The sequence below is a fragment of the Candidatus Methylobacter oryzae genome (assembly GCF_003994235.2).
GTDB lineage: Bacteria > Pseudomonadota > Gammaproteobacteria > Methylococcales > Methylomonadaceae > Methylobacter_A > Methylobacter_A oryzae.
This window is the reverse complement of record NZ_RYFG02000104.1, coordinates 1-21,906: the sequence shown is the minus strand read 5'-3', so window position 1 is coordinate 21,906 and position 21,906 is coordinate 1. Positions and strand designations below refer to the sequence as shown.

The following is a 21,906-nucleotide window of genomic DNA, read 5'->3' as shown; positions in this document are numbered from 1 at the left end:
TGGACTTAAATAAAATTGATATGGGGCGGCTGCTGGACCGCTAGTTTGTCGAGATACTGGTTGACCGCTTCCATCCGGCAGTTTCTACGGCATTGGCTAATATCCAGCTCCCGGCTGATGTACTGCCAGTTCTGGCGCCTTTTCTCGCCTTCCCAAATTGCCTGGAAAGACTGTTGGTTGATGTTGCCGTAAGCAAAACGTTGGTCGGTTAAATAAGCGCTGCAACCGTAAACTTCGCCGTCGGCCATAATATAAGCCCAGAAATACGGGGTCGCGTGACAGGTTTTGTAGCGGGACGTTTCTGACGCGGAGTAATTTTTCATCGTTTGCTCGCGAAAAATCACATTAAAACTATCACTATTAAATTTTGCCAGTTCTTCGGCCATACCGAGTAAATTATCGTAACGCAGACTTTCGTAGCGCCGGGTTTCGCTGAATAAATGCTGGGAATAGGGTTTGACGACCAGGTAATCAAGGCCGATGTCGCGGCAGATCGCGGCCAAAGCCGTTACTTCATGTTGATTTTCCGGCAACAGCAGGATTTGCGCGCCCAGCGTGCAGGACAAATTCCTGGCTTTCTTATCAATGACGGCGTTACGCAGGTTATTCAGCACTAAATCGAAATCAGACGCTCTGGTCTGGTGAACCGCGGCGTAATTTTCGGCACTGCCGGCGTTTAACGATACCTTGATCCATGACACCAACGGCAGCGATTGTTCGATAAAGCGCTGGTTCATTAACGTGCCGTTAGTCGTGAACGCGGCATCGATGCCGGCCCCGGCGGTTAGGCTGACGATTTCGTTGATTTCTTTATGCAGCATCGGCTCGCCTTCGCCGGCGTACATGATGCTTTTAACGCCCAGCCGGCCCATTTCAGCAAGACGTTCGGCCAAGATTTTGACATCCAATCGTTGTGCCTTGTAACCGATGTAATCGACCGCGCAAAATGTGCAACGATGATTGCAGGCGCCGACCGGCGATACTTCCATATAAATCGGGTACACGGCTTTCGCCAGTTGCCAATCGTGCTTGCTGTCCAGCCACTGCGCGACCCGCTTAGGATGATACACCAGTTTGTGACTGTCTACGCCGTAATTATCTGCCATGTATTTCCGGTAAATATAAGTTTCAAATTAACCAAATATGTTATTTCTCTATTACTTGGACACGCTGGGTAACACTGCACACCAATGTATACGGTATGGTATCGGCACATTGGGCAATTTCTTCAACCGCTAAATTCTCGCCCCATAAAATCACAGGATCCCCCGGCTTGGCATCGCTTTGCTTGCCGAGGTCAACCGTTATCATATCCATCGACACCCGGCCGACCAACGGCACGCGCCGGCCGTTGACGAGTACCGGCGTGCCGGGCTTGGCATGGCGTGGATAACCGTCGCCGTAACCTATTGCAATCACACCCAGCGTCGTCGGCTCGCTCGCGGCCCAACTGCTGCCGTAGCCGACGGTGTGTCCGGCGTCGATCCGTTTGACCGCAATTAGCCGGGACTGCAAGGTCATCACTGGTGCTAACCCCAGTTCAGGTCCGGTCCGGTCCGGAAACGGCGAAATGCCGTACAGCATCACGCCGGGACGCACCCAATCGCTCAGCGACTGCTTCCAACCCAAGATGCCTGCCGAATTGGCCAGGCTGCGCTCGCCGGGCAAGCCGGCAACGGTGCGTTCGAATAAATCGATTTGCTCGGCCGTTTTGTCGTCGTCGATTTCGTCGGCGTCGGAAAAATGCGTCATTAAATTGACCGGCTGTTGCACATGGGCGCAACGGCTCAAGCGCTGGTGGGCGACGCAAAATTCCCGAGGGCTAAAGCCCAAACGGTTCATGCCGGTATCGAGCTTCAGCCAGACCGCGCAAGTTTCCGAAGCCGTGCTATGCTGAAGAATCTCCAATTGCGTTGCACAATGCACGACCGCATCCAGTTGGTAATGCAACAATTGATTTAATTCTTCGCTACAGGTGAATCCTTCCAGGACCGCAATCCTGTTGTTGAATCCGGCTTTGCGTAAGCGCACGCCTTCATCAACTCTGGCCACTGCAAAAGCATCGACCTGCCGCAAAGCATCGGCAATACGCAGCAAGCCATGGCCGTAACCATTGGCCTTGATCACTGCCATCACTTTGGCATTCGGCGCATGATTGCGGACAATGGCTAAGTTATGTTGAACGGCATCCCGGTTCAGCTCGGCATAGGCGGCTGGCGTCATTCATAGTCCCCGGTATAAGCAGGTCCGGCGAAGTTTTCGAAGCGAGTATACTGCCCCAAGAAAGTAAGCCTGACAGTACCCAATGGACCGTTACGCTGTTTGCCGATAATGACTTCGGCAATGCCTTTATCCGGGGTGTCTTCGTGATATACCTCATCCCGGTAAACGAATATGATCAAATCGGCGTCTTGCTCGATCGCTCCCGATTCACGCAAATCGGACATCATCGGACGTTTATTCGGTCGCTGTTCCAGGTTACGGTTCAACTGCGATAAAGCAATAACAGGGACGTTTAATTCTTTAGCCAACGCCTTAAGCCCTCTGGAAATATCAGAAATCTGCTGCACCCGGTTATCGCCGCTGGAAGGCGATTGCATCAGCTGCAGATAGTCGATCACGATCAACCCCAACTGACCGTGTTCGCGCGCCAGACGCCGGGCTCTTGAACGCACTTCGGTCGGTGTCAATGCCGGCGTATCGTCAATAAATAGTTTAGTTTCCGCCAGCAAGTTAATCGCCGAGGTCAAGCGCGGCCACTCGTCATCCTCCAGCTTACCGGTTCGGATTCTGTGCTGGTCAATGCGGCCTAATGACGACATCATCCGCATCGCCAACGAGTCGCCTGGCATTTCCATGCTGAATACCGCCACCGGCTTATCGCCTTTAATTGCGATATTCTCCGCCATATTCATCGCAATCGTGGTTTTACCCATCGACGGCCGGCCGGCCACGATAATCAAATCCGCAGGCTGAAGGCCGGAAGTCAGCTCATCAAAATCGGTAAATCCGGTTGCTGCTCCGGTGACTGTTCCTTCCTGTTCAAACAGTGTTTCAATTTTATCGACCGCTTGCGCTAACAAGGACTTAATTGAAGCAAAACCACCCTGTCCCCGCTGCCTTTGTTCGGCGATTTTGAATACCTCTCGTTCAGCATTTTCAAGCAAGTCCGCAGTTTCGCGACCTTCTATATTGAACGCAGAATCGGCAATCTCGGTACCTACATGAATCAGTTGACGCAATACCGACCGGTCTCTGACAATATTGGCGTAGGTGACAATATTTGCGGCACTAGGCGTATCCTTTGCCAGCATCCCTAAATAGGACAACCCGCCGGAATTTTCCAGTTCGCCTATCGCATCCAACGCTTCCGATATAGTAATTACGTCAAACGGAATCTGTTTTTCGGCCAGCTGCTCAATCGTCTTGAAGATTAGCCGATGGTCTCTACGATAAAAATCGCCTTCCCCTACTTTATCGGAAACGGAATCCCAAGTCTGGTTATCTAGCATTAACCCCCCCAAAACCGATTGCTCAGCCTGGATAGAGTTAGGAGGAATTTTCAAGGAGTCCAGCGAATAGTCACGATCAAATGGATAATTTTCAGGCATAACTGATGGTAGCAAAGGCGTTAATTACAAAACACAGCATAAAAAGCTTTTAAAAATCTAGAAAATTAGTTAGAGAAGATGCGACACAAGGGGATTAAACTGAGAAATAATGGTAAGTCTCGGCATTGATTATAGTCTTTGTATAATTGAGCCATTATAGTTTAATCAACAAGACATTAACATTTCAGGGCAATTTTAACGCTGCAGCATAAGCAAGTCGCTCAATTTAAATAAATGCAAGCTGATCCTTGGGGAGCGCGCCTGTCAAAGCCCCCTTCACTTTTGAAAACGCATGATTATAGGGCGTATTTCTGAACATCAATTGCAACAAGTAGAGATAAACTATCTGCAGAGTTTTTCCATATTACGATGAGCTTGACTATATATAAATTTGAACTATTCTCGGGAGCGATAATCTCATTAAATTGTCTGCCAAGACTACAGGAACGCATCTCCAATGTTAAAAAAACTTTCTCCTTTGTTATTGATTTGCTCATTCGAGCTGCTTGCCGCTACTTTGAGAGTCGCGCCGATAGCTAATGATGATTATGCGTCTGTCATTGTTGGCATACAACCCAGTATTTCCGTAAATCTAAGCAGTAACGACCGCTATGGCAGTATAGTCACTCTTAATGGTTCAACATCAGGCCAATATGGTTATTTACAGCTTAGCGGAACAACTGCCATTTATACGCTCTATGACAATCCAACTAACGCGGCATTAAAAGCCGGTCAAAGCGTAACCGATACATTCAACTATAGCTATGCTAATGATGCCGGCCAAAGTGCGAGTGCTCGTTTGGTTATTCAAGTAACAGGTAATCAACACCCTCCTGTCGCAGTTGATGATTATGCATCAGTCATGCCAAATAAAATCGATAGTGTAACCGGCAATGTAATAACAAATGACAAAAATGGAACAAATGTTTATCTAAACAGTTCTCCTGCCAGTGATTATGGTTACTTAATATTAAATCCTAGCGGTAGCTTTACTTACACTGTCTATATAGCTGCACCTAGCGTTACTAAACTAAAGGCCGGCGAAACTGTTACAGATTCTTTTTCCTATACGGTAGTTGACCAATACGGACAGAGTGCTATTGCGAAATTAAATATAACCGTCATAGGTAATCCGGTTGACGCCTCAGGCAACACCATTTTCCCGCAACCCGTTGGTACACTTTATGACAATGTGGATATTGAACCTAATGATCGTTCTGCCTACGCAACTCCTTTGAATTCAGGCAGAAACATTAAAGGAAGTCTATATGCGGGTGAAGACAAAGACTGGTATAAACTACAAAGTGCCGGCAATGAGGTTATTACCATTAATGTTTGCCCGACAGGCAGTAGCTGTTCCGGCAAGAAAAGCTGGGCAGTGTATGTGTTTGATAGCGCTAAATTGACCTCGACCATGGAAGAAAAAAACTACCCGTTATCTCACTGGATAGACGCTACCGGCTCTGTCTATGACGAATCAGGAATACAACGTCTAAGCTCTAACCCATACACCACTTCAAATCACATGTATCTGGCCTATCAAATGGGAGGGTATTTCCAAGGCGCTTTAATTGGTGTGGTCGATCCTTGTTTTGACACCACCAATTCACTTGACATCGGCGTCGGGCCAGGGGCAAGAAATTATTTAATTGCGGTTTCATCAACACTAATGGGAAATGACGGCTCAGGTAAGCCTGCCCAAAAATGTGGCGTTGGAGGAACTGTTTTACGTCAGGCAGGAGTATCTGTATCTGGTTTGGATGGCGACGGTAAAACAAAAACATATCCAACTACAGAGGAATATTATATGCACTTTCCTTGGAGTGATGACCAGTACACAATTCAAATTACCGGTACTGGCATTAATCCATTGCTGTCATCAACAGCAGCCTCCGGATCAGCCGCATTTAACGCCCTTACTGGTGAACTGTATATCCCTAAAATCCGGATTGGAGATGCACTCTATGAAGCTAAGCTGCTATTACAGAATTCGCTTTCAGGCACAAACCCGCTTATAACAAACTCCACTAGTAAAAACTCTTTAAGATTCTCTTTATCATCTCTCAAAAGACTAACGTCTAATGTCATAGCCGATGAATTCCAAGCCACATATGACTCAGCCAAACAACAGGTAATAATTCCTCGCGTAACCGATATTATTAATAGCAACAGTTTTAATACACCGCCAAACGCTTATTCAGTGATAATGCAGTACCATCCCGAAGTTGCTGGTAGCGCCCAATGGTTGGAAGTAACTAATAGCGCTCTTATTCAATAGCATGTCCTTAATGTGATAACTTTTGTTGATATTATTAATCTTCTCAAAAGTTCGTAAATCGGTAGTAATTGAGTCTTAACTGTTTTATGTAAAATGGCAGCATGATACAGATATCCATGCCTGAACCCGCTGCAATGACAGTAAACTGACGCGCAAGGTAAAACCAAGGTGGGCAAAAAATTCCATTGCCATGCATTGAGCCCCGGTTATCGCTACAGTGAAGAACGGAAGGACCTCCCCCGAAGCTTACCGAGCCATTCACACCTACAGCGACTTCTTGAAAGCCTACCCAGGTGTGTTTGGGGAAAACTACCAAACGCTCAGCAACAAAAGCGGACAAACAGCCCCTATAGCAAACGCTGAAATAATACCCTGTACCAGCGTTTAATGCTGTTTATCCGAAAATTGTTGGCCTTTTACAAAAATGGCGAATTCCACCGCATCGCCCTGCAACTTTTTATGCACGAATATAACTTGGCTCGCGCCAGTTAAATACTGACCACCAACCAATTTGGAAGATTCATTTTTCAATAGATTAATAGCAGTAATTCCCAATTTAAAACCTTAAGTCTTAATTGGTACGATACAGCCATTCAGCATGAACTGCGTCAGATGTTGCCAGCTATCAAAATGCATAAATTGAAGCAGAGTACGCAAGTTTTCGAAGAAAGTCCGTCTGGAGGGGGCTTAACTTCGGACTGTGCGGCAAGTATCGTCCAAGCATTCCCGCGCGGTATGGGCGAGGAAGGCCAGCCAGTTGAGCGTGACCAGCAAGTTGGACAAATGCCGCTTGACATGGGCAAAGTTATGGCCGAAATGATAACTGTGGTTCTTGAGGGCATTGTTATTTTCATTCTCGATTTTCCATCGAGCCCGGCCTGCGGCGACAGTTTGCATGACATTGTCTTCATTAATGGTGTGCGATGTGGCCCAGGCATTGCTATAGACGAGTTCTTGTTTTGCGTTGGTGATGGTAACTTCGCACCCGTTCACCAGCAAGGCATCGTCGCTGTCGCGTAGCGGCACTTGATTGATGTAACGGTAGCTCGGCCAGGCGTTGCTTACCGTTCCAGCGGCTTTTCTCAAGGGCATGGACTTCACCCATCCGAGCAAAGTCAGCCACTCACTCGTACAGTAGGGCTCGGGAATCGGGTTTACAGACGAAGAGGAAGTCCATCTGCCGTTGCCTGACGGCCTCACCAAACGGTTGGTGACAATATACAGGCACGCCCAGCAGGGTTATGCGCCGGGACGTGTAATGGCAGCCCCAAGCTGTCCAGCCAACTCTTTGCTGCCGCCAGTTCGCAATCTTGTTTCTCCTAGCTGTCCTGTGCCACAGCAAACTCCGACGACAAAGGCACCATACGGCTTTACCCAGGGCGACGATGACCGGTGCAACCATGGCGCGGCACACTGTTTTGCCGTTTTTCAGTGTTTGCCGGGTGCAGCAGGGACAGGAACCCTTTCCGAACTGAATGAATTGATGCCATCCAACGTGGCCAGCAACGTGTCACCGATGGTTATAAAGGGGGTCAGGCAGCCTTGGGGGTACAACTTGTCGCCGGTCTCCGCCAACACTGGATACATTCCGGTGCGACAGGATCGAGGAGATTGCCGATGTGGCCGTTGGAAGCCGATTTGGAGAAAGCCTAGCAACATGGCCAAGTGCTACCGTTTCGGTTCCAAGAACGAACCGGAAAGTCGGTTTCATTCGCGACCGTCAAACGTTGGCTGAAACAGCGCCGTATCAAGGCGCACTGCAATCCAGCCTTGTTTGAACCAAGCCAGAAAGTATTGAAAGCCTTCCAGGACAAGGAAACCGACGGCGACATTGAACTGTTCTACCTGGATGAAAGCTGTTTCAGTTCCGAGTCGTGTGTGCCTTATGCTTGGCAAAAACAGAGCAACAGACGGGCATTGCCGGCGAATGTGCCGTGGTGGGTGAACATGATCGGCCTGATCGACCGTCAGAGCATGGGCTATTTCCATCCGCTCGAAACGACCGTTACCTCAGCCACGGTGGCCGAAGCGATGGCGGGGTTTATCCGATCCTATCCAGCCGACAAGCTGACCGTGGTGGTCATGGACAATGCGCCGCTTCAGCAGAAGGGCATGTGAGAAGGTCAAGGCGGACTAGCTGCTGGGGCCTGTGGGTTCTTGCCACCTTATTCACCCGAGCTGAACCACATTGAGGTGTTGTGGATAAAATCAAGTAGAATGGCTGCTCAGGGAAGCTTACGCCAATTTTGAAGCGCTCCGCAAGCCCTTCAGGATATTTCCCAAAACCTCGGCGGAAAATACCAAGCTAATTTTGTATGAGTACTTAAATTAACATTAAGCATTATAAATGCTAATTTTTGAACAATATTTTTTATTTCTCAGCCCCTAAAACTCATATTATTATCTGAGATTTAAGGACTGATAATAATTTATAAAGAAATATACACTTAAAATGTAAATTAATCCTCTATAGTAGAAACAGGTCTATCAACTAGCTCAACATATGCCATCGGTGCATCATCACCAGACCTAAATCCACATTTCATTATACGCAAATAACCGCCAGCTCTATTCTTATAACGTGGACCCAACTCATTAAAGAGCTTAGTTACAACATCACGATCACGTAATCGAGAAAAAGCAAGACGTCTTTTAGCTACACTATCATCTTTTGATAATGTAATTAAAGGTTCAGCATAACTTCTTAACTCTTTTGCTTTTGGCAAAGTTGTTTTTATTAATTCATGTTTAAACAGCGAGCTGACCATATTGCTAAATAGTGCTTTACGGTGACTACTATTAATATTGAATTTTCTTCCAGTTTTACGATGTCTCATTATAAAAAGACCTAATGTTAGTGTGTTATTGCGTGAGTTTGATCTGCAAGGTTTTCAGGAGGCCAATTTTCCAACCTCATACCTAAAGATAAACCCTTTAAAGCAAGAATGTCTTTTATTTCTGTTAACGATTTCTTGCCAAGATTAGGAGTTTTTAATAACTCAACCTCAGTGCGCTGAATTAGATCTCCAATATAAAAAATGTTCTCAGCTTTTAAGCAATTAGCAGAACGTACTGTTAACTCAAGATCATCTACAGGACGAAGTAGCACCGGGTCGAACATTTCTTCCACCTCAACTTCTTCCTCTGCAAATTGGTCATTTACTTTTTCAAAATCAACGAAAACAGATAATTGATCGTGAAGTATCGTTGCTGCCAATTTAATGGTTTCTTCGGGATCGACAGTTCCATTAGTTTCAAGTTCAATAATCAATTTGTCCAGATTGGTACGCTGTTCGACACGAGTACTTTCAACTTGATATGCAACTTTAACAATCGGACTGTATGACGCGTCAAGCTGAAGCGCACCTACAACTAGACTATGCTCAGAATTGGACTTACGAACACTCACTGGCTCATAACCTCTTCCTCTACGTACTCTAATTTTCATATTCAATACACCAACCTGTGTCAAGTTGGCTATTATCAAATCTGGATTGACAATCTCCACATCATGGGGGAGTATAATATCAGCTGCTGTAACACAACCTGCCCCATGCTTCGAAAGAGTAAGCTCTACTTCATCTTTTGAATGAAGTACGACAGCTAATTTTTTAAGATTAAGCAAAATGTCAATTACGTCCTCTTGAACACCCTCTATCGTAGTGTATTCATGGAGAACACCTTCAATTTCAACATCAGTAACTGCACAGCCTGGAATTGTTGACAGTAACACTCGACGCAGGGCATTACCGATAGAATGTCCAAATCCTCTTTCAAGAGGTTCTATAACAATCTTAGAATGATTAGGTGTTTTACTCACGACCTCTACTAAACGAGGCTTTAGTAAGCCAGAAATAGAATTCTGCATTTATATCCCTCAAAACTACGATTATTTAGAGTATAGCTCAACTACTAATTGTTCATTAATATCACTACCCAAATCAATACGATCCGGCAGAGAATTAAATGTACCTGTCATTGTTTTTGGATTTACATCAACCCACGAAGGAAAACCATACTGTTCAGTTACCGTCAAAGCATCAACAATTCTTTGTTGTTTTTTAGATTTTTCTCTCACAGCGAGAACATCACCCGGAGATACTTGATAGGAGGGCACATTAATAAGCACATTATTTACTTGGATAGACTTGTGACTAACCAACTGACGTGCTTCTGCGCGAGTAGATGCGAACCCCATACGATATACAACATTATCAAGTCTTGATTCCAATAGATTCAATAAGTTTTGACCAGTTGCACCTTTCTTCAAATCAGCAGTCTTATAGTAATTTCTGAACTGCTTCTCTAAAATACCATATATTCTACGCAGACGCTGTTTAGCTCTTAACTGAGTAGCATAATCTGAACTTCTAGTTCGTTTAGTGCCATGTTGACCAGGGCGCTGATCCAATTTACACTTATTTTCTAAAGACTTCCCTCTGCTTTTTAAAAACAGGTCCGTCCCTTCTCTTCGACTTAATTTACAGGTAGGCCCAAGATATCTTGCCATAACAAACTACTCCAGATTTATACGCGGCGTTTTTTCGGGGGACGACAACCATTGTGTGGAATTGGCGTCACATCAACAATATTATTAATTTTGAATCCTAAATTATTAAGAGAACGCACAGCGGACTCACGCCCTGGACCTGGGCCTTTAATCATAACATCAAGATTCTTCATACCAAACTCCAAAGCAACTGTACCTGCCTTTTCAGCTGCTACTTGTGCAGCGAAAGGGGTACTTTTTCTTGAGCCACGAAACCCAGACCCCCCTGATGTTGCCCAAGAAAGTGCATTACCTTTTCTATCTGTAATAGTTATGATTGTATTATTGAAAGAAGCATGCACATGGACTATACCATCTGCAACCTCTTTTTTTATACGTTTTCTAGAACGATTTTGACTCGCCATTTATTTAACCTCTTAAAGGAATATCTTATTTTTTAATTGCCTTGCGTGGACCTTTCCGAGTGCGAGCATTTGTTCTCGTTCTCTGCCCTCTTAAAGGCAATCCTCTACGATGCCTAATTCCGCGATAACAACCCAGATCCATCAAACGCTTAATATTCATAGAAACTTCACGACGCAGATCACCTTCTACTGTCATCTTTGAAACCACATTACGAATGGATTCCAGCTGCTCTTCAGTCAGCTCTTTTATTTTAATAGAAGGCGTTATACCTACTTCATCACAAATTTCACTTGCAGTTTGACGACCAATACCATAAATTGCAGTTAAGGCAATAACCGCATGTTTATGATCTGGTATATTTATCCCGGCAATACGTGCCATCTAGATACTCCCACTTAATAGCGCTCTAAAGTCAAGCGTTAGATTATAACATTAATAAAAATCATGACGCAACAATTATTATCCTTGTCGTTGCTTATGCTTACCGTCTTCACAGATAACCCTGACGACACCGTTTCTTTTTACAACTTTACATTTTCTACAAATTTTTTTTACAGAAGCACGAACTTTCACAACTAACTCCTAGACTACTTTTATCCAATAATTTATTTTTTTAAATTGGCTTTCTTCATCAAGCCATCATACTGCTGGGACATAACATGCGTTTGCAATTGTGAAATGAAATCCATTACAACCACTACAATAATCAGCAAAGATGTTCCTCCGAAATAAAAAGGCACATTCCAATAAACAATTAAAAATTCAGGCAATAAACATACAAGCGTAATATAGAACGCACCAATTAATGTTAGCCGGGTCATTACTTTATCAATATAAGAACTTGTTTGAAGCCCTGGTCTAATTCCAGGTAAAAATGCGCCCGACTTCTTTAAATTATCAGCAGTTTCTTTTGAATTAAATACCAAAGCAGTATAGAAAAAACAAAAGAATATAATAGCAGTAGCATAAAAGATCACATATACTGGCTGGCCTGGCGATAACATAGTAGCTATATCCTGCAACCAAGAAAAACCCTCACTATCCCCAAACCATCCTGCAATAGTCGCCGGAAATAATATTATACTTGATGCAAAAATAGGTGGTATAACTCCCGCCATATTTAACTTTAAAGGCAAGAAACTACTTTGCCCAGCATACATCTTTCGACCTTGCTGCCTCTTCGGATAATTAATAAGAATCCTTCTTTGCCCACGCTCGACAAAAACCACTAATGCAGTAACAGAAAGCGACAATAAAAACAACAAAATAATAAAGGCCCCATTCATTTCGCCGGTTCTTGCCAGCTCTAATGTCCCGCCAATCGCTTTAGGCAAACCAGAAACTATACCTGCAAATATGATAAGGGAAATACCATTACCTAACCCCCTTTCTGTAACCTGCTCCCCTAGCCACATTAAAAAAACTGTGCCAGTAACCAAAGTAACCGTTGTAATAACTATGAAACTTATTCCCGGACTTAAAACAACTGAAAGCCCCCCAGCAGTTTGATTCTGCAATGCCAGAGAGATACCTATTGCTTGAAAAGTTGCCAATACAACTGTACCAAACCGAGTGTATTGAGCTATCTTACGTCGGCCAGATTCGCCTTCTTTTTTTAACTGCTCCATCGCAGGAACAACAACTGTCATCAACTGCATAATAATCGATGCAGATATATATGGCATTATACCTAATGCAAATAAACTTAAACGCATCAAAGCACCGCCCGAGAACATGTTGAACATATCCAAGATTGACCCACTTTGCTGCTCAAACATTACAGCAAGAGCTTTAGGATCTATCCCGGGCACAGGGATATGGGCTCCGACTCTGTATACAAAAAAAGCTCCCAAAACAAAAAGCAATCTAGCTTTAAGCTCTGAAAATCCACCGACCTTCCCAGATACCTGCGCTCTTGATGTAGTCACTTAAACCTCTACTTTGCCGCCAGCAGCTTCAATAGATTCCTTGGCTCCACCAGTAACACTTATTCCCTTGATTGTCAAAGCTTTACTTAGTGAGCCAGACTTTATTATTTTAGCTTTCTTTGTAAACACCGGCACAATATTAGCATCGATAAGAGCCTTAAGATCAACTACATTATCACTTAAAATATCAAGCTCACTCAGTCTAACCTCGGCAGAATATTTGCTCATTGACGATGTAAACCCAATCTTAGGTAATCGCCGCTGCAAAGGCATCTGACCACCCTCGAAACCAACTTTATGAAAGCCACCACTACGTGCCTTCTGCCCCTTATGACCTCTTCCACAAGTCTTGCCAAGAGTACAACCTATACCGCGACCCACACGTTTAGACGCTCTTCGTGCACCTTCACTTGAACGGATTGTATTTAGATACATTATACTTCCTCAAATTTTAGCATGTACGATATTTTATTTATCATACCTCGGTTTTCCGGGGTATCAAGCACCACAACAGTCTGATTAATCTTACGCAACCCCAAACCTTTTAAACAAGCTTGGTGGCGGGGCAATCGTCCAAATCTGCTTTTTATCATCGTAACACTTATTTTATTACCAGCCATCACTACTACCCAATAATCTGTTCAACTGATAAGCCGCGCTTTGCAGCTATTTGATTAGCATTATGCATACTAGTGAGGCCGTTAATTGTTGCCCTGACAACATTGATTGGATTACTTGTTCCAATGCATTTAGCTAATACATTATGCACGCCAACTACTTCAAAAACAGCTCTCATTGCCCCACCCGCAATAATTCCAGTACCTTCAGAGGCGGGCTGCATATAAACTTTAGCAGCTCCAGTTGCGTTCATAACAGGGTACTGCAATGTATCACCTTTCAATGAGACTTTGCGCATATTCTTACGTGCCTGCTCAAGAGATTTTTGGATTGCAATAGGCACCTCACGAGCCTTACTAACACCATAACCAACTCTACCTTCGCCATCACCAACAACGGTGAGCGCCGTAAAGCCAAAGACCCTACCGCCTTTAACTACTTTTGCAACACGCCTTACATTTACTAATTTTTCTTGCAAACCATCTGCACTAACCTGAGAAGGTGCTGTAGACATTTTATTCCCCTAAAATTTCAAACCGGCTTCGCGCGCTGCATCAGCCAATGCCTTAACGCGACCATGATATTTAAATCCTGAACGATCAAATGCAACTTCGGATACTCCTACTGCAATCGCCTTTTGCGCAATAGATTTGCCTACCTCAACTGCAGCACTTACATTTCCAGTATTCTTTAATGTCGATTTAATCTCAGCCTGAGTTGTCGATGCGCTAGCTAAAGTTGTAGAACCATCAGCACTAATAACTTGAGCATATATATGTTGCGAAGTTTTATGAATTGATAGTCGAATTGCGCTTAATTTCTTAATTTTGCTGCGCAACTTTAATGCGCGCTTCATACGAGCTTGTTTCTTTTCCATTTCGCTACCTTACTTCTTCTTAGCTTCTTTTCTTACAACATGTTCATCAGTATATCTAACACCTTTACCTTTATAAGGCTCAGGTGGTCTATATGCTCTTATTTTGGCAGCAACTTCGCCTATTAATTGCTTATCACTCCCTTTGATTACAATTTCAGTTTGACTAGGCGTTTCAACAGACACCCCAGCAGGAACTTCAAAATCAACCGGATGAGAAAAACCCAAAGCTAGGTTTAATATATTTCCTTTAGCCTGCGCTCTATAACCTACACCAATTAGGCTGAGTTTCTTCTCAAACCCAGCGGATACCCCAACAACCATGTTACTTACGATTGCTCTCGCCGTTCCAGCTTGAGCGGTAGCTTTTTTATCATCTCTATCCCATTGCACTTGAATTACGTTACCTGTAATATCAAGACTAACAGCAGGATTAATATCATAAGACAATTGACCATTACTTCCTTTTACAGTCACATTATTACCCTCTAGCTTAATATCCACTCCATTTGGGATAGTTACCGGGGCCTTAGCAATTCTAGACATAACCTGACCTACACCTTAACAAACAGTACAAATGACTTCGCCGCCATGCCCAATTGAACGAGCAGCTCTATCGGTCATAACACCATTTGATGTTGATACGATAGCGATCCCTAGCCCGCCAAGAACCTTTGGTAATTCATCCTTAGATTTATAAATACGTAAACCAGGTTTACTAATTCTCTTGATATTTTCAATTACAGGAACACCCTTATAGTACTTGAGCTCTATAGTCATTTCCGCATGACTACCGATTGTTTCTATTGAGTAATCTGTAATATAACCTTCCTCTTTTAATACCTTGGCAATTGATACTTTCAGCTTGGACGAAGGCTGCTTAACAATCTTTTTACCAGCAGATTGACCGTTTCTAATCCGGGTCAGCATATCTGCGACTGGGTCTGTCATACTCATCTTATAATCTCTCTAAACTTGATCTAAAAGATCTTACCAACTTGCCTTCACCAAACCTGGTACATCGCCACGCATTGTCGCTTCTCTTAGTTTATTCCTACTAAGACCAAACTTACGATAATAACCATGAGGACGCCCAGTTAAATTACAGCGATTACGAACTCGTGATGAGCTTGAGTCTCTTGGTAATTTTTGAAGTTGTAAGTGAGCAGATTCTTTATTTTCAAATGTAGTGTTTGGATCCCTTATTATTTCTTTCAAAGATCTACGTTTAACATCATACTTCTGCACTAGCCTTTTACGCTTATCTTCACGCGCAATCATTGATTTCTTAGCCATCTTATCCGCCCTTTAGTTCTTAAATGGAAAATTAAAAAGCTTCAACAAAGCCAAACCTTCTTCATTTGTTCGAGCTGTTGTAGTAATTGTTATATCCATACCGCGTAAAGCATCAATTTTATCATAATCAATCTCTGGAAAAATGATTTGTTCTTTGACACCCATTGAGTAATTACCACGCCCATCAAAACTTTTAGGATTTAACCCTCTAAAGTCACGAATACGAGGAATAGAAATACTTATCAATCGATCTAAAAATTCATACATCCTATCGCTACGTAGAGTTACTTTACATCCGATTGGCATATCATCACGAATCTTAAAACCTGCTATTGATTTTCTTGCTAAAGTAATAACAGCTTTCTGCCCGGAAATTTTTTCCATGTCACTCACTGCGGACTGCAATACCTTTTTATCAGCAACAGCCCCACCTACCCCCATATTGAGGGTAATCTTTGTTATGCGCGGCGCTTGCATCACAGAATTATAACCAAACTGCTCTATTAATGCCGGTAGGATTTTTTCTTTATATACGGTTTCTAGTCTAGCCATGATTTTATCTACACCCTATACATCAACAACTTCATTTGTTGACTTAAAATATCTGACTTTTTTTCCATCTTCTAGAAACTTAAAGCCGACACGATCCGCTTTTTTGGTCGCAGGATTATACAGCCCAACATTAGAAATGTTAATAGGCATATCCTTAACAACAATTCCACCTGAAACCCCAGCATTTGGATTTGGTTTTTGGTTCTTTTTGGCCTGATTAATTCCTTCAACCAAAACCTTGTTATCTTTTAAAACCTTACTTACTCTTCCGCTCTTACCTTTATCTTTTCCAGTAAGAACGATTACTTCATCGCCTTGTTTAATTTTTTGCATTTCTTGAACCCTACCTTATAAAACTTCAGGAGCTAGAGAGATAATCTTCATAAATCTCTCGCCTCTTAGCTCACGTGTTACAGGGCCAAAAATACGTGTACCGAGCGGCTGCAAGTTATTATTCAAAATAACAGCAGCATTACCATCAAAGCGAATAACAGACCCATCGGGCCGACGAACGCCTTTACAGGTTCTAACGACCAACGCATTGTAAACTTCGCCTTTTTTTACTCTTCCACGTGGTATCGCATCTTTTATACTTACTTTGATGATATCACCAATACCTGCATAGCGCCTATGAGACCCACCCAATACTTTGATACACATGACCTTTTTTGCACCGCTGTTATCGGCAACGTCAAGGTTAGTTTGCATCTGAATCATGATTTATTCCTAATTTTCTGTTTATTAAATAGCTTAAAAGCTATTTGTTGGCACTTTCTAAGACCTGAACCAACATAAAAGTTTTATTCTTAGACATAGGTCTGCATGATGTAATGGATACTACGTCGCCTTCTTGGCAAATATTCTGCTCATCATGCGCCATCATTTTAGTGGAACGTTTAATATACTTACCGTAGACAGGATGTTTTACTACTCGTTCAACTAAAACTGTAATTGTTTTATCCATTTTATTACTGACAACCCGACCAGAGATCGTCCGCAACTTCGTTACATTTTCAGTCATTTTATGCGCTCGCCATTTCGTTTAATATGGTATGAATACGTGCCACATTACGTCGAACCCTTTTAATTTGATCCGGCTTAGATAACTGACCAGTACCTTTCTGCATTTTTAGATTAAATTGTTCACGCGATAACTCGAGCAACATTGACCCTAATTCGTCTTTTGATTTTTGGCGCAATTCACTTACTTTCATTACATTATTGTCCGAGCAGTAAAGAGTGTTTTTAAAGGTAACTTAGCAGCGCCCAAAGCAAATGCCTCACGAGCCAGTTCTTCAGAGACCCCCTGTATTTCATACAACATTGTGCCAGGCTTAACCTGAGCGACCCAATATTCTACACTACCTTTTCCTTTTCCCATACGAACTTCTAACGGCTTTTTAGTAATCGGCTTATCAGGGAATATTCTAATCCATATTTTACCGCCGCGTTTTACATGACGAGTAATTGTTCTACGAGCCGACTCAATTTGACGTGCGGTTATTCTTCCGCGCTCAACTGACTTAAGGCCAAAGTCACCAAAACTTACTGATGAACCACGTATGGCAGTACCGTTATTTCTGCCCTTATGTTGCTTACGGAATTTTGTTCTTTTAGGTTGAAGCATTTCTTTATTCCTTCAACTATTTTTTAGATTCTGAGTTAATAGATGCAATGTGAGCATCCATGTCAAATACTTCACCTTTGAATATCCACACCTTGATGCCGATTATTCCATAGGTAGTATGCGCTTCTGCAGTTGCATAATCGATGTCTGCTCTTAATGTATGAAGAGGCACGCGCCCCTCTCTATACCATTCACTCCGGGCAATTTCTGCACCATTCAATCGACCGCCAACATTAATCTTTATTCCTTCGGCACCTAAGCGCATAGTGTTAGTTACTGCTCGCTTCATTGCTCGACGATACATAATTCTTTTTTCAAGCTGCTGAGCAACACCTTCAGCAACCAATTGAGCATCTAATTCAGGCTTTCTAATTTCTTCAACATTTAATTGAACAGGAATGCCCATCATTTTTGATATTGCTTGCCTTAATGTTTCAATATCCTCACCTTTTTTACCTATTACAATGCCCGGTCTTGCAGTATGAATTGTAATATGTGCATTATTTGGTGGACGATTGATTTGGATACGACTTACAGAAGCATGAGCTAATTTTTTCTTTATATAGTCCCTAACTGTCAAATCTTGGTGCAAAAAATTGGAATAATCCTGACTGCTAGCATACCATCTAGAATTCCAATCTTTTACTATACCAAGGCGAATACCCGTTGGATGAACCTTTTGACCCATTTTCTGCCCCTACTCGAATTCTGCAACTTTAACTGTAATATGGCAGGTTCTTTTAAGGATATGATTTGCACGTCCTTTAGCTCTTGCCTTGAATCTTTTCATTGTCGCCCCTTCATTTACATAAACGGTCGACACTTTTAGTTCGTCAATATCTGCGCTTTCATTATGTTCCGCATTCGCGATGGCAGACTCAAGAATTTTTTTAAAAATCGCCGCCGCTTTTTTTGAACTAAACTTTAACGTATTTAACGCTTTTTCAACGGGCAAACCGCGAATCTGATCCCCAACCAGCCTAGCTTTCTGCGCAGATAGTGGAGCGTTTTTTAATTTTGCTGAAACTTCCATTATACAACCTATCTAGATTTCTTATCAGCCACGTGGCCTTTATATGTACGAGTTGGTGAGAATTCCCCTAACTTATGCCCAACCATATTCTCAGAAATCAGAACAGGTACATGTAGACGTCCGTTATGGATCGCTATAGTCAAACCCAGCATATCAGGAATAATCATCGATCTTCTTGACCATGTTTTAATCGGTTTCCTATTATTTGTGCTCACAGCATCCTCAACTTTCTTGAGCAGATGATGATCAATAAAAGGACCTTTTTTAATTGAACGCGGCACGCTAATTCCTCTCTATTTAAGCTTACGACGTCTGATAATCATATTATCAGTACGCTTATTGTTTCTGGTTTTATAACCTTTAGTTGGCATACCCCAAGGAGAAACAGGGTGTCTACCACCTGATGTACGACCTTCACCACCTCCATGGGGATGATCAACGGGATTCATTACAACACCACGAACAGTAGGTCGAACACCACGCCACCTTGAAGCACCCGCTTTTCCAAGAGATATCAAGCTATGTTCTGAATTTGAAACCTCACCTATAACAGCGCGACAATCAGCCATAACTTTACGCATTTCACCAGACCGTAATCTTAGAGTTGCATGAGCACCATCTTTTGCAACCAACTGCACTGATGTACCAGCACTGCGAGCTACTTGTGCTCCTTTACCAGGCTTCAATTCTACACAATGAACTGTTGTACCCATTGGTATATTTCTCAACGGCATACAATTACCTGGCTTAATAGATGCAGTCTCAGAAGAAAGAATCTCCTGCCCGACCTCAAGCCCTTTAGGAGCAATGATGTATCTACGCTCCCCATCTTTGAACAAGACTAAAGCGATATTAGCAGTCCTGTTTGGATCATATTCAAGACGCTCAACAACGGCAGGAATATCGATTTTATTTCTTTTAAAATCAATAATCCGGTAGTGCTGCTTATGACCACCACCCACATGACGCGTTGTAATACGCCCCTGATTATTACGACCCCCAGTCTTGCTATTCTTACTTAACAAAGGCGCGTATGGTTTGCCCTTATACAGACCATCATTTGTGATCCGTACTACAAACCTTGAACCTGCTGACGTCGGTTTAGACTTTACAATAGCCATGCTTTCTACCGTTTCCTATTGATCTTGTAATACTTAAACTTACTTAAGCAGCGGAGAAATCTATATCATGGCCAGACTTAAGTTTTACATAAGCCTTTTTCCAATCAGATCTTTGCCCCAGCAAGCCGCCAAATCTTTTTTTCTTGCCTTTAACGTTTAAAACTTGAACCGAATCAACTTCCACGCTAAACATTAATTCTACCGCACTTTTTACTTGTTTTTTAGTTGCATTCTTTTGCACCTTAAAAACAAACTGGTTATTTTTTTCTGCTGCAACAGTGCTTTTCTCAGACACAATCGGAGCCTGAAGCACTCCTGCCAACTGGTATTTATTTAAACTCACGCCAAGCGCTCCTCTATTTGCTTCAACGCAGCCGATGTAGCAATAACCTTGTCGGCTGAAACTAATAGCACTGGATTTAAATTAGTTGCCTCAATGACTTCTACATAAGGTATATTTCTTGATGCTAAAGCTAAGTTCGCATCCACATTCTCAACCACAATAAGAATTCGCTTTGCATTGATATCTTTTATTCTTAAATTTAGCTCTTTTGTCTTAGGACTAGACGGCAATATATCATTACTTACCACCAACCTGTTTTGCCTAAGTAATTCAGACAAAATTGAGCGGATACCGACGCGAAACATTTTCTTATTCAACTTTTGCTCATAGTTTCTCGGTCTTGCAGCAAAAGCTACACCACCGGTCCGCCATACAGGGCTACGAGTTGTGCCAGATCTTGCACGTCCAGTTCCTTTCTGTCTCCAGGGCTTAGTACCACCACCACTTACATCAGAGCGGGTTTTCTGAGCTTTAGTTCCGGCTCGAGCGCCTGCCAAATGCCTAACAACCAATTGGTGAACTAAAGTTTCATTAAATGTTTGCCCAAAAATAGCCTCAGCTACCTCCACACACCCAGAAGAATCTTGTTCGTTTAAAGCAGGTATTTGCAAACTCATAGCTTAACCTTTATTTTTCATTTTCATAGCGGGTTTAATGATTACATCTCCGCCTTTAGCGCCAGGCACAGCACCTTTCACTAAGATTAAATTTCTTGCAGTGTCAATTGAATGTATTGTCAGGTTTTGAACTGTAACTTTTTCAGCCCCCATGTGACCTTCCATCTTCTTACCTTTAAATACACGACCAGGAGTCTGACACATACCAATAGAGCCCAAGACCCTATGCGAACGTGAGTTACCATGCGTTGCATCTTGCATGCTAAAATTGTGACGTTTTACACCGCCAGCAAAGCCTTTACCGATACTCTTACCTTGAACATCGACAAATTGACCTGGTGAAAAAACATCCAGAGATAACTGAGAACCAACTGAAAGCTCTTCACCCTCACCATCCTCAAGCCTAAACTCCCACAGACCACGTCCAGCTGTCACGTTAGCCGCTGCGTAATGACCTGCCATTGCTTTATTGACTCTGGATGATTTTTTATCGCCCACTGCCACTTGAACTGAGCGATATCCATCAACTTCAATACTTTTGATCTGTGTAACTCTGTTTGAGTCGATCTGGAGCACAGTAACTGGTACTGACGATCCATCTTCGCAAAAAACTCTGGTCATACCACATTTACGACCTATAAGACCTATTGACATCTGCCAATTCCCCTGCTTTCTTTTAATTCAGTTTTATTTGAACATCAACACCAGCTGCAAGATCCAACTTCATCAATGCATCTACGGTTTTTTCTGTTGGCTCAACAATATCCAATAATCTTTTATACGTTCTCAATTCATACTGATCTCTTGCATCTTTATTTACATGCGGAGAAATCAAAATAGTAAAACGCTCTTTCTTAGTAGGCAATGGGATAGGACCCTTAACTTGAGCCCCAGTCCTTCTTGCTGTTTCTACTATCTCACCAGCTGATTGATCAATCAATTTATGATCAAATGATTTCAAACGGATTCTGATAGTTTGATTAGACATATACATTACTCAATTATTGATGCAACAACGCCCGCACCGACTGTACGGCCACCTTCACGGATTGCAAAGCGCAAACCCTCTTCCATCGCGATCGATGAAATCAGT

35 protein-coding genes are annotated in these 21,906 nt (G+C 42.8%); 2 read left to right on the top strand and 33 right to left on the bottom strand.

Translation table 11 applies throughout. The features are described 5' to 3' along the window. Positions 1–5 precede the first annotated feature (5 nt). Genes EKO24_RS13695 through dnaB form a run of 3 tightly spaced genes read right to left on the bottom strand, consistent with a single transcriptional unit; the run spans position 6 to position 3,611 of the window. Positions 6–1,106, bottom strand: coding sequence for a radical SAM protein (locus EKO24_RS13695; RefSeq protein WP_127028009.1), 1,101 nt, complete (start codon positions 1,104–1,106; stop codon positions 6–8). Positions 1,107–1,146: 40 nt separating this feature from the next. After that, positions 1,147–2,223 carry an alanine racemase gene (alr, locus tag EKO24_RS13690; protein WP_127028010.1) on the bottom strand — a complete coding sequence of 359 codons (1,077 nt, stop codon included), beginning with the start codon at positions 2,221–2,223 and terminating at the stop codon, positions 1,147–1,149. Beyond that, positions 2,220–3,611 carry a replicative DNA helicase gene (dnaB, locus tag EKO24_RS13685; RefSeq protein WP_127028011.1) on the bottom strand — a complete coding sequence of 464 codons (1,392 nt, stop codon included), beginning with the start codon at positions 3,609–3,611 and terminating at the stop codon, positions 2,220–2,222. The genes alr and dnaB overlap by 4 nt, the downstream gene beginning before the upstream one ends. 457 nt (positions 3,612–4,068) lie before the next feature. Here dnaB and EKO24_RS13680 point away from each other — a divergent pair, with 457 nt between their 5' ends. Further along, a complete protein-coding gene (locus EKO24_RS13680) occupies positions 4,069–5,889 on the top strand; it encodes an Ig-like domain-containing protein (RefSeq protein ID WP_127028012.1) in 1,821 nt (606 codons plus the stop codon). Positions 5,890–6,576: 687 nt separating this feature from the next. Here EKO24_RS13680 and EKO24_RS13675 read toward each other — a convergent pair. Further along, positions 6,577–6,981, bottom strand: a complete 405-nt coding sequence (locus tag EKO24_RS13675; RefSeq protein WP_127028013.1) for a hypothetical protein — start codon at positions 6,979–6,981, stop codon at positions 6,577–6,579. Between the two features lie 573 nt (positions 6,982–7,554). On the opposite strand from EKO24_RS13675, the gene EKO24_RS13670 reads away from it, so the two are divergent. Next, positions 7,555–8,007, top strand: coding sequence for a transposase (locus EKO24_RS13670; protein WP_127028014.1), 453 nt, complete (start codon positions 7,555–7,557; stop codon positions 8,005–8,007). 341 nt (positions 8,008–8,348) lie between these two features. On the opposite strand, the gene rplQ is transcribed toward EKO24_RS13670, so the two are convergent. From rplQ to EKO24_RS13525, 29 genes are all read right to left on the bottom strand, one after another. Then, positions 8,349–8,726 (bottom strand): 50S ribosomal protein L17, encoded by a 378-nt coding sequence (gene rplQ, locus EKO24_RS13665; protein WP_127028015.1) that lies wholly within the window; start codon positions 8,724–8,726, stop codon positions 8,349–8,351. 17 nt (positions 8,727–8,743) lie between these two features. Beyond that, on the bottom strand, positions 8,744–9,757 hold the full coding sequence (locus EKO24_RS13660) for a DNA-directed RNA polymerase subunit alpha (RefSeq protein ID WP_127028016.1): 1,014 nt from the start codon (positions 9,755–9,757) through the stop codon (positions 8,744–8,746). A gap of 21 nt (positions 9,758–9,778) precedes the next feature. Then, on the bottom strand, positions 9,779–10,399 hold the full coding sequence (rpsD, locus tag EKO24_RS13655; protein ID WP_127028017.1) for a 30S ribosomal protein S4: 621 nt from the start codon (positions 10,397–10,399) through the stop codon (positions 9,779–9,781). 17 nt (positions 10,400–10,416) lie between these two features. Beyond that, on the bottom strand, positions 10,417–10,803 hold the full coding sequence (gene rpsK / locus EKO24_RS13650) for a 30S ribosomal protein S11 (RefSeq protein WP_127028018.1): 387 nt from the start codon (positions 10,801–10,803) through the stop codon (positions 10,417–10,419). A gap of 25 nt (positions 10,804–10,828) precedes the next feature. After that, complete coding sequence (gene rpsM, locus EKO24_RS13645) at positions 10,829–11,185, bottom strand: 30S ribosomal protein S13 (RefSeq protein ID WP_127028019.1); 357 nt, start codon at positions 11,183–11,185, stop codon at positions 10,829–10,831. A gap of 78 nt (positions 11,186–11,263) precedes the next feature. Continuing rightward, a complete protein-coding gene (gene rpmJ, locus EKO24_RS13640; protein ID WP_081466878.1) occupies positions 11,264–11,377 on the bottom strand; it encodes a 50S ribosomal protein L36 in 114 nt (37 codons plus the stop codon). A gap of 32 nt (positions 11,378–11,409) precedes the next feature. Beyond that, positions 11,410–12,732, bottom strand: a complete 1,323-nt coding sequence (gene secY, locus EKO24_RS13635; protein WP_127028020.1) for a preprotein translocase subunit SecY — start codon at positions 12,730–12,732, stop codon at positions 11,410–11,412. Further along, positions 12,733–13,167: a 50S ribosomal protein L15 gene (gene rplO / locus EKO24_RS13630; RefSeq protein WP_127028021.1), complete on the bottom strand. Its 435-nt coding sequence runs from the start codon at positions 13,165–13,167 to the stop codon at positions 12,733–12,735. Further along, positions 13,167–13,352 carry a 50S ribosomal protein L30 gene (rpmD, locus tag EKO24_RS13625; protein ID WP_127028022.1) on the bottom strand — a complete coding sequence of 62 codons (186 nt, stop codon included), beginning with the start codon at positions 13,350–13,352 and terminating at the stop codon, positions 13,167–13,169. Before rpmD ends, rplO begins: the two co-directional genes overlap by 1 nt. Positions 13,353–13,357: 5 nt before the next feature. Further along, positions 13,358–13,864 carry a 30S ribosomal protein S5 gene (gene rpsE, locus EKO24_RS13620; protein WP_127028023.1) on the bottom strand — a complete coding sequence of 169 codons (507 nt, stop codon included), beginning with the start codon at positions 13,862–13,864 and terminating at the stop codon, positions 13,358–13,360. A gap of 9 nt (positions 13,865–13,873) precedes the next feature. Further along, positions 13,874–14,227, bottom strand: a complete 354-nt coding sequence (gene rplR / locus EKO24_RS13615) for a 50S ribosomal protein L18 (protein WP_127028024.1) — start codon at positions 14,225–14,227, stop codon at positions 13,874–13,876. 9 nt (positions 14,228–14,236) lie between these two features. Further along, complete coding sequence (rplF, locus tag EKO24_RS13610; RefSeq protein WP_127028025.1) at positions 14,237–14,770, bottom strand: 50S ribosomal protein L6; 534 nt, start codon at positions 14,768–14,770, stop codon at positions 14,237–14,239. A 15-nt stretch (positions 14,771–14,785) separates the two neighbouring features. Next, positions 14,786–15,181, bottom strand: coding sequence for a 30S ribosomal protein S8 (gene rpsH, locus EKO24_RS13605; RefSeq protein WP_127028026.1), 396 nt, complete (start codon positions 15,179–15,181; stop codon positions 14,786–14,788). 33 nt (positions 15,182–15,214) lie between these two features. Then, entirely contained in the window at positions 15,215–15,520 is a 306-nt protein-coding gene (rpsN, locus tag EKO24_RS13600) for a 30S ribosomal protein S14 (protein ID WP_127028027.1), read from the bottom strand. A 12-nt stretch (positions 15,521–15,532) separates the two neighbouring features. Then, entirely contained in the window at positions 15,533–16,072 is a 540-nt protein-coding gene (rplE, locus tag EKO24_RS13595) for a 50S ribosomal protein L5 (protein ID WP_127028028.1), read from the bottom strand. Positions 16,073–16,087: 15 nt separating this feature from the next. Continuing rightward, positions 16,088–16,405 carry a 50S ribosomal protein L24 gene (gene rplX / locus EKO24_RS13590; RefSeq protein ID WP_127028029.1) on the bottom strand — a complete coding sequence of 106 codons (318 nt, stop codon included), beginning with the start codon at positions 16,403–16,405 and terminating at the stop codon, positions 16,088–16,090. Positions 16,406–16,420: 15 nt separating this feature from the next. Beyond that, positions 16,421–16,789: a 50S ribosomal protein L14 gene (gene rplN, locus EKO24_RS13585; RefSeq protein WP_018054627.1), complete on the bottom strand. Its 369-nt coding sequence runs from the start codon at positions 16,787–16,789 to the stop codon at positions 16,421–16,423. Between the two features lie 40 nt (positions 16,790–16,829). Further along, positions 16,830–17,093 carry a 30S ribosomal protein S17 gene (gene rpsQ / locus EKO24_RS13580; protein WP_127028030.1) on the bottom strand — a complete coding sequence of 88 codons (264 nt, stop codon included), beginning with the start codon at positions 17,091–17,093 and terminating at the stop codon, positions 16,830–16,832. Between the two features lies 1 nt (position 17,094). Further along, entirely contained in the window at positions 17,095–17,286 is a 192-nt protein-coding gene (gene rpmC, locus EKO24_RS13575) for a 50S ribosomal protein L29 (RefSeq protein ID WP_127028031.1), read from the bottom strand. Further along, on the bottom strand, positions 17,286–17,699 hold the full coding sequence (gene rplP, locus EKO24_RS13570; RefSeq protein WP_127028032.1) for a 50S ribosomal protein L16: 414 nt from the start codon (positions 17,697–17,699) through the stop codon (positions 17,286–17,288). The genes rpmC and rplP overlap by 1 nt, the downstream gene beginning before the upstream one ends. 16 nt (positions 17,700–17,715) lie before the next feature. Then, positions 17,716–18,387 (bottom strand): 30S ribosomal protein S3, encoded by a 672-nt coding sequence (gene rpsC / locus EKO24_RS13565; protein ID WP_127028033.1) that lies wholly within the window; start codon positions 18,385–18,387, stop codon positions 17,716–17,718. 9 nt (positions 18,388–18,396) lie between these two features. After that, complete coding sequence (gene rplV / locus EKO24_RS13560; RefSeq protein WP_127028034.1) at positions 18,397–18,732, bottom strand: 50S ribosomal protein L22; 336 nt, start codon at positions 18,730–18,732, stop codon at positions 18,397–18,399. Positions 18,733–18,740: 8 nt separating this feature from the next. Further along, a complete protein-coding gene (gene rpsS / locus EKO24_RS13555) occupies positions 18,741–19,013 on the bottom strand; it encodes a 30S ribosomal protein S19 (RefSeq protein WP_127028035.1) in 273 nt (90 codons plus the stop codon). A 12-nt stretch (positions 19,014–19,025) separates the two neighbouring features. Then, positions 19,026–19,853, bottom strand: a complete 828-nt coding sequence (gene rplB / locus EKO24_RS13550) for a 50S ribosomal protein L2 (RefSeq protein WP_127028036.1) — start codon at positions 19,851–19,853, stop codon at positions 19,026–19,028. A gap of 43 nt (positions 19,854–19,896) precedes the next feature. Then, a complete protein-coding gene (gene rplW, locus EKO24_RS13545) occupies positions 19,897–20,196 on the bottom strand; it encodes a 50S ribosomal protein L23 (protein ID WP_127028037.1) in 300 nt (99 codons plus the stop codon). Then, positions 20,193–20,813: a 50S ribosomal protein L4 gene (gene rplD, locus EKO24_RS13540; RefSeq protein ID WP_127028038.1), complete on the bottom strand. Its 621-nt coding sequence runs from the start codon at positions 20,811–20,813 to the stop codon at positions 20,193–20,195. Before rplD ends, rplW begins: the two co-directional genes overlap by 4 nt. Before the next feature lie 3 nt (positions 20,814–20,816). Then, positions 20,817–21,467: a 50S ribosomal protein L3 gene (rplC, locus tag EKO24_RS13535; protein WP_127028039.1), complete on the bottom strand. Its 651-nt coding sequence runs from the start codon at positions 21,465–21,467 to the stop codon at positions 20,817–20,819. Between the two features lie 22 nt (positions 21,468–21,489). Further along, entirely contained in the window at positions 21,490–21,801 is a 312-nt protein-coding gene (gene rpsJ, locus EKO24_RS13530) for a 30S ribosomal protein S10 (RefSeq protein WP_006890490.1), read from the bottom strand. 5 nt (positions 21,802–21,806) lie between these two features. Beyond that, on the bottom strand, positions 21,807–21,906 hold a 100-nt coding region (locus EKO24_RS13525; RefSeq protein ID WP_206667277.1), incomplete at its 5' end, for an EF-Tu C-terminal domain-related protein.

Bases quoted from the DNA above. Each gene is read 5' to 3' on its own strand.
- EKO24_RS13695 (WP_127028009.1), bottom strand. From the start codon at position 1,106: ATGGCAGATAATTACGGCGTAGACAGTCACAAACTGGTGTATCATCCT.
- alr (WP_127028010.1), bottom strand. From the start codon at position 2,223: ATGACGCCAGCCGCCTATGCCGAGCTGAACCGGGATGCCGTTCAACAT.
- dnaB (WP_127028011.1), bottom strand. From the start codon at position 3,611: ATGCCTGAAAATTATCCATTTGATCGTGACTATTCGCTGGACTCCTTG.
- EKO24_RS13680 (WP_127028012.1), top strand. From the start codon at position 4,069: ATGTTAAAAAAACTTTCTCCTTTGTTATTGATTTGCTCATTCGAGCTG.
- EKO24_RS13675 (WP_127028013.1), bottom strand. From the start codon at position 6,981: ATGCCCTTGAGAAAAGCCGCTGGAACGGTAAGCAACGCCTGGCCGAGC.
- rplQ (WP_127028015.1), bottom strand. From the start codon at position 8,726: ATGAGACATCGTAAAACTGGAAGAAAATTCAATATTAATAGTAGTCAC.
- EKO24_RS13660 (WP_127028016.1), bottom strand. From the start codon at position 9,757: ATGCAGAATTCTATTTCTGGCTTACTAAAGCCTCGTTTAGTAGAGGTC.
- rpsD (WP_127028017.1), bottom strand. From the start codon at position 10,399: ATGGCAAGATATCTTGGGCCTACCTGTAAATTAAGTCGAAGAGAAGGG.
- rpsK (WP_127028018.1), bottom strand. From the start codon at position 10,803: ATGGCGAGTCAAAATCGTTCTAGAAAACGTATAAAAAAAGAGGTTGCA.
- rpsM (WP_127028019.1), bottom strand. From the start codon at position 11,185: ATGGCACGTATTGCCGGGATAAATATACCAGATCATAAACATGCGGTT.
- rplO (WP_127028021.1), bottom strand. From the start codon at position 13,167: ATGTATCTAAATACAATCCGTTCAAGTGAAGGTGCACGAAGAGCGTCT.
- rpmD (WP_127028022.1), bottom strand. From the start codon at position 13,352: ATGGCTGGTAATAAAATAAGTGTTACGATGATAAAAAGCAGATTTGGA.
- rpsE (WP_127028023.1), bottom strand. From the start codon at position 13,864: ATGTCTACAGCACCTTCTCAGGTTAGTGCAGATGGTTTGCAAGAAAAA.
- rplR (WP_127028024.1), bottom strand. From the start codon at position 14,227: ATGGAAAAGAAACAAGCTCGTATGAAGCGCGCATTAAAGTTGCGCAGC.
- rplF (WP_127028025.1), bottom strand. From the start codon at position 14,770: ATGTCTAGAATTGCTAAGGCCCCGGTAACTATCCCAAATGGAGTGGAT.
- rpsH (WP_127028026.1), bottom strand. From the start codon at position 15,181: ATGAGTATGACAGACCCAGTCGCAGATATGCTGACCCGGATTAGAAAC.
- rpsN (WP_127028027.1), bottom strand. From the start codon at position 15,520: ATGGCTAAGAAATCAATGATTGCGCGTGAAGATAAGCGTAAAAGGCTA.
- rplE (WP_127028028.1), bottom strand. From the start codon at position 16,072: ATGGCTAGACTAGAAACCGTATATAAAGAAAAAATCCTACCGGCATTA.
- rplX (WP_127028029.1), bottom strand. From the start codon at position 16,405: ATGCAAAAAATTAAACAAGGCGATGAAGTAATCGTTCTTACTGGAAAA.
- rplN (WP_018054627.1), bottom strand. From the start codon at position 16,789: ATGATTCAGATGCAAACTAACCTTGACGTTGCCGATAACAGCGGTGCA.
- rpsQ (WP_127028030.1), bottom strand. From the start codon at position 17,093: ATGACTGAAAATGTAACGAAGTTGCGGACGATCTCTGGTCGGGTTGTC.
- rpmC (WP_127028031.1), bottom strand. From the start codon at position 17,286: ATGAAAGTAAGTGAATTGCGCCAAAAATCAAAAGACGAATTAGGGTCA.
- rplP (WP_127028032.1), bottom strand. From the start codon at position 17,699: ATGCTTCAACCTAAAAGAACAAAATTCCGTAAGCAACATAAGGGCAGA.
- rpsC (WP_127028033.1), bottom strand. From the start codon at position 18,387: ATGGGTCAAAAGGTTCATCCAACGGGTATTCGCCTTGGTATAGTAAAA.
- rplV (WP_127028034.1), bottom strand. From the start codon at position 18,732: ATGGAAGTTTCAGCAAAATTAAAAAACGCTCCACTATCTGCGCAGAAA.
- rplB (WP_127028036.1), bottom strand. From the start codon at position 19,853: ATGGCTATTGTAAAGTCTAAACCGACGTCAGCAGGTTCAAGGTTTGTA.
- rplD (WP_127028038.1), bottom strand. From the start codon at position 20,813: ATGAGTTTGCAAATACCTGCTTTAAACGAACAAGATTCTTCTGGGTGT.
- rplC (WP_127028039.1), bottom strand. From the start codon at position 21,467: ATGTCAATAGGTCTTATAGGTCGTAAATGTGGTATGACCAGAGTTTTT.
- rpsJ (WP_006890490.1), bottom strand. From the start codon at position 21,801: ATGTCTAATCAAACTATCAGAATCCGTTTGAAATCATTTGATCATAAA.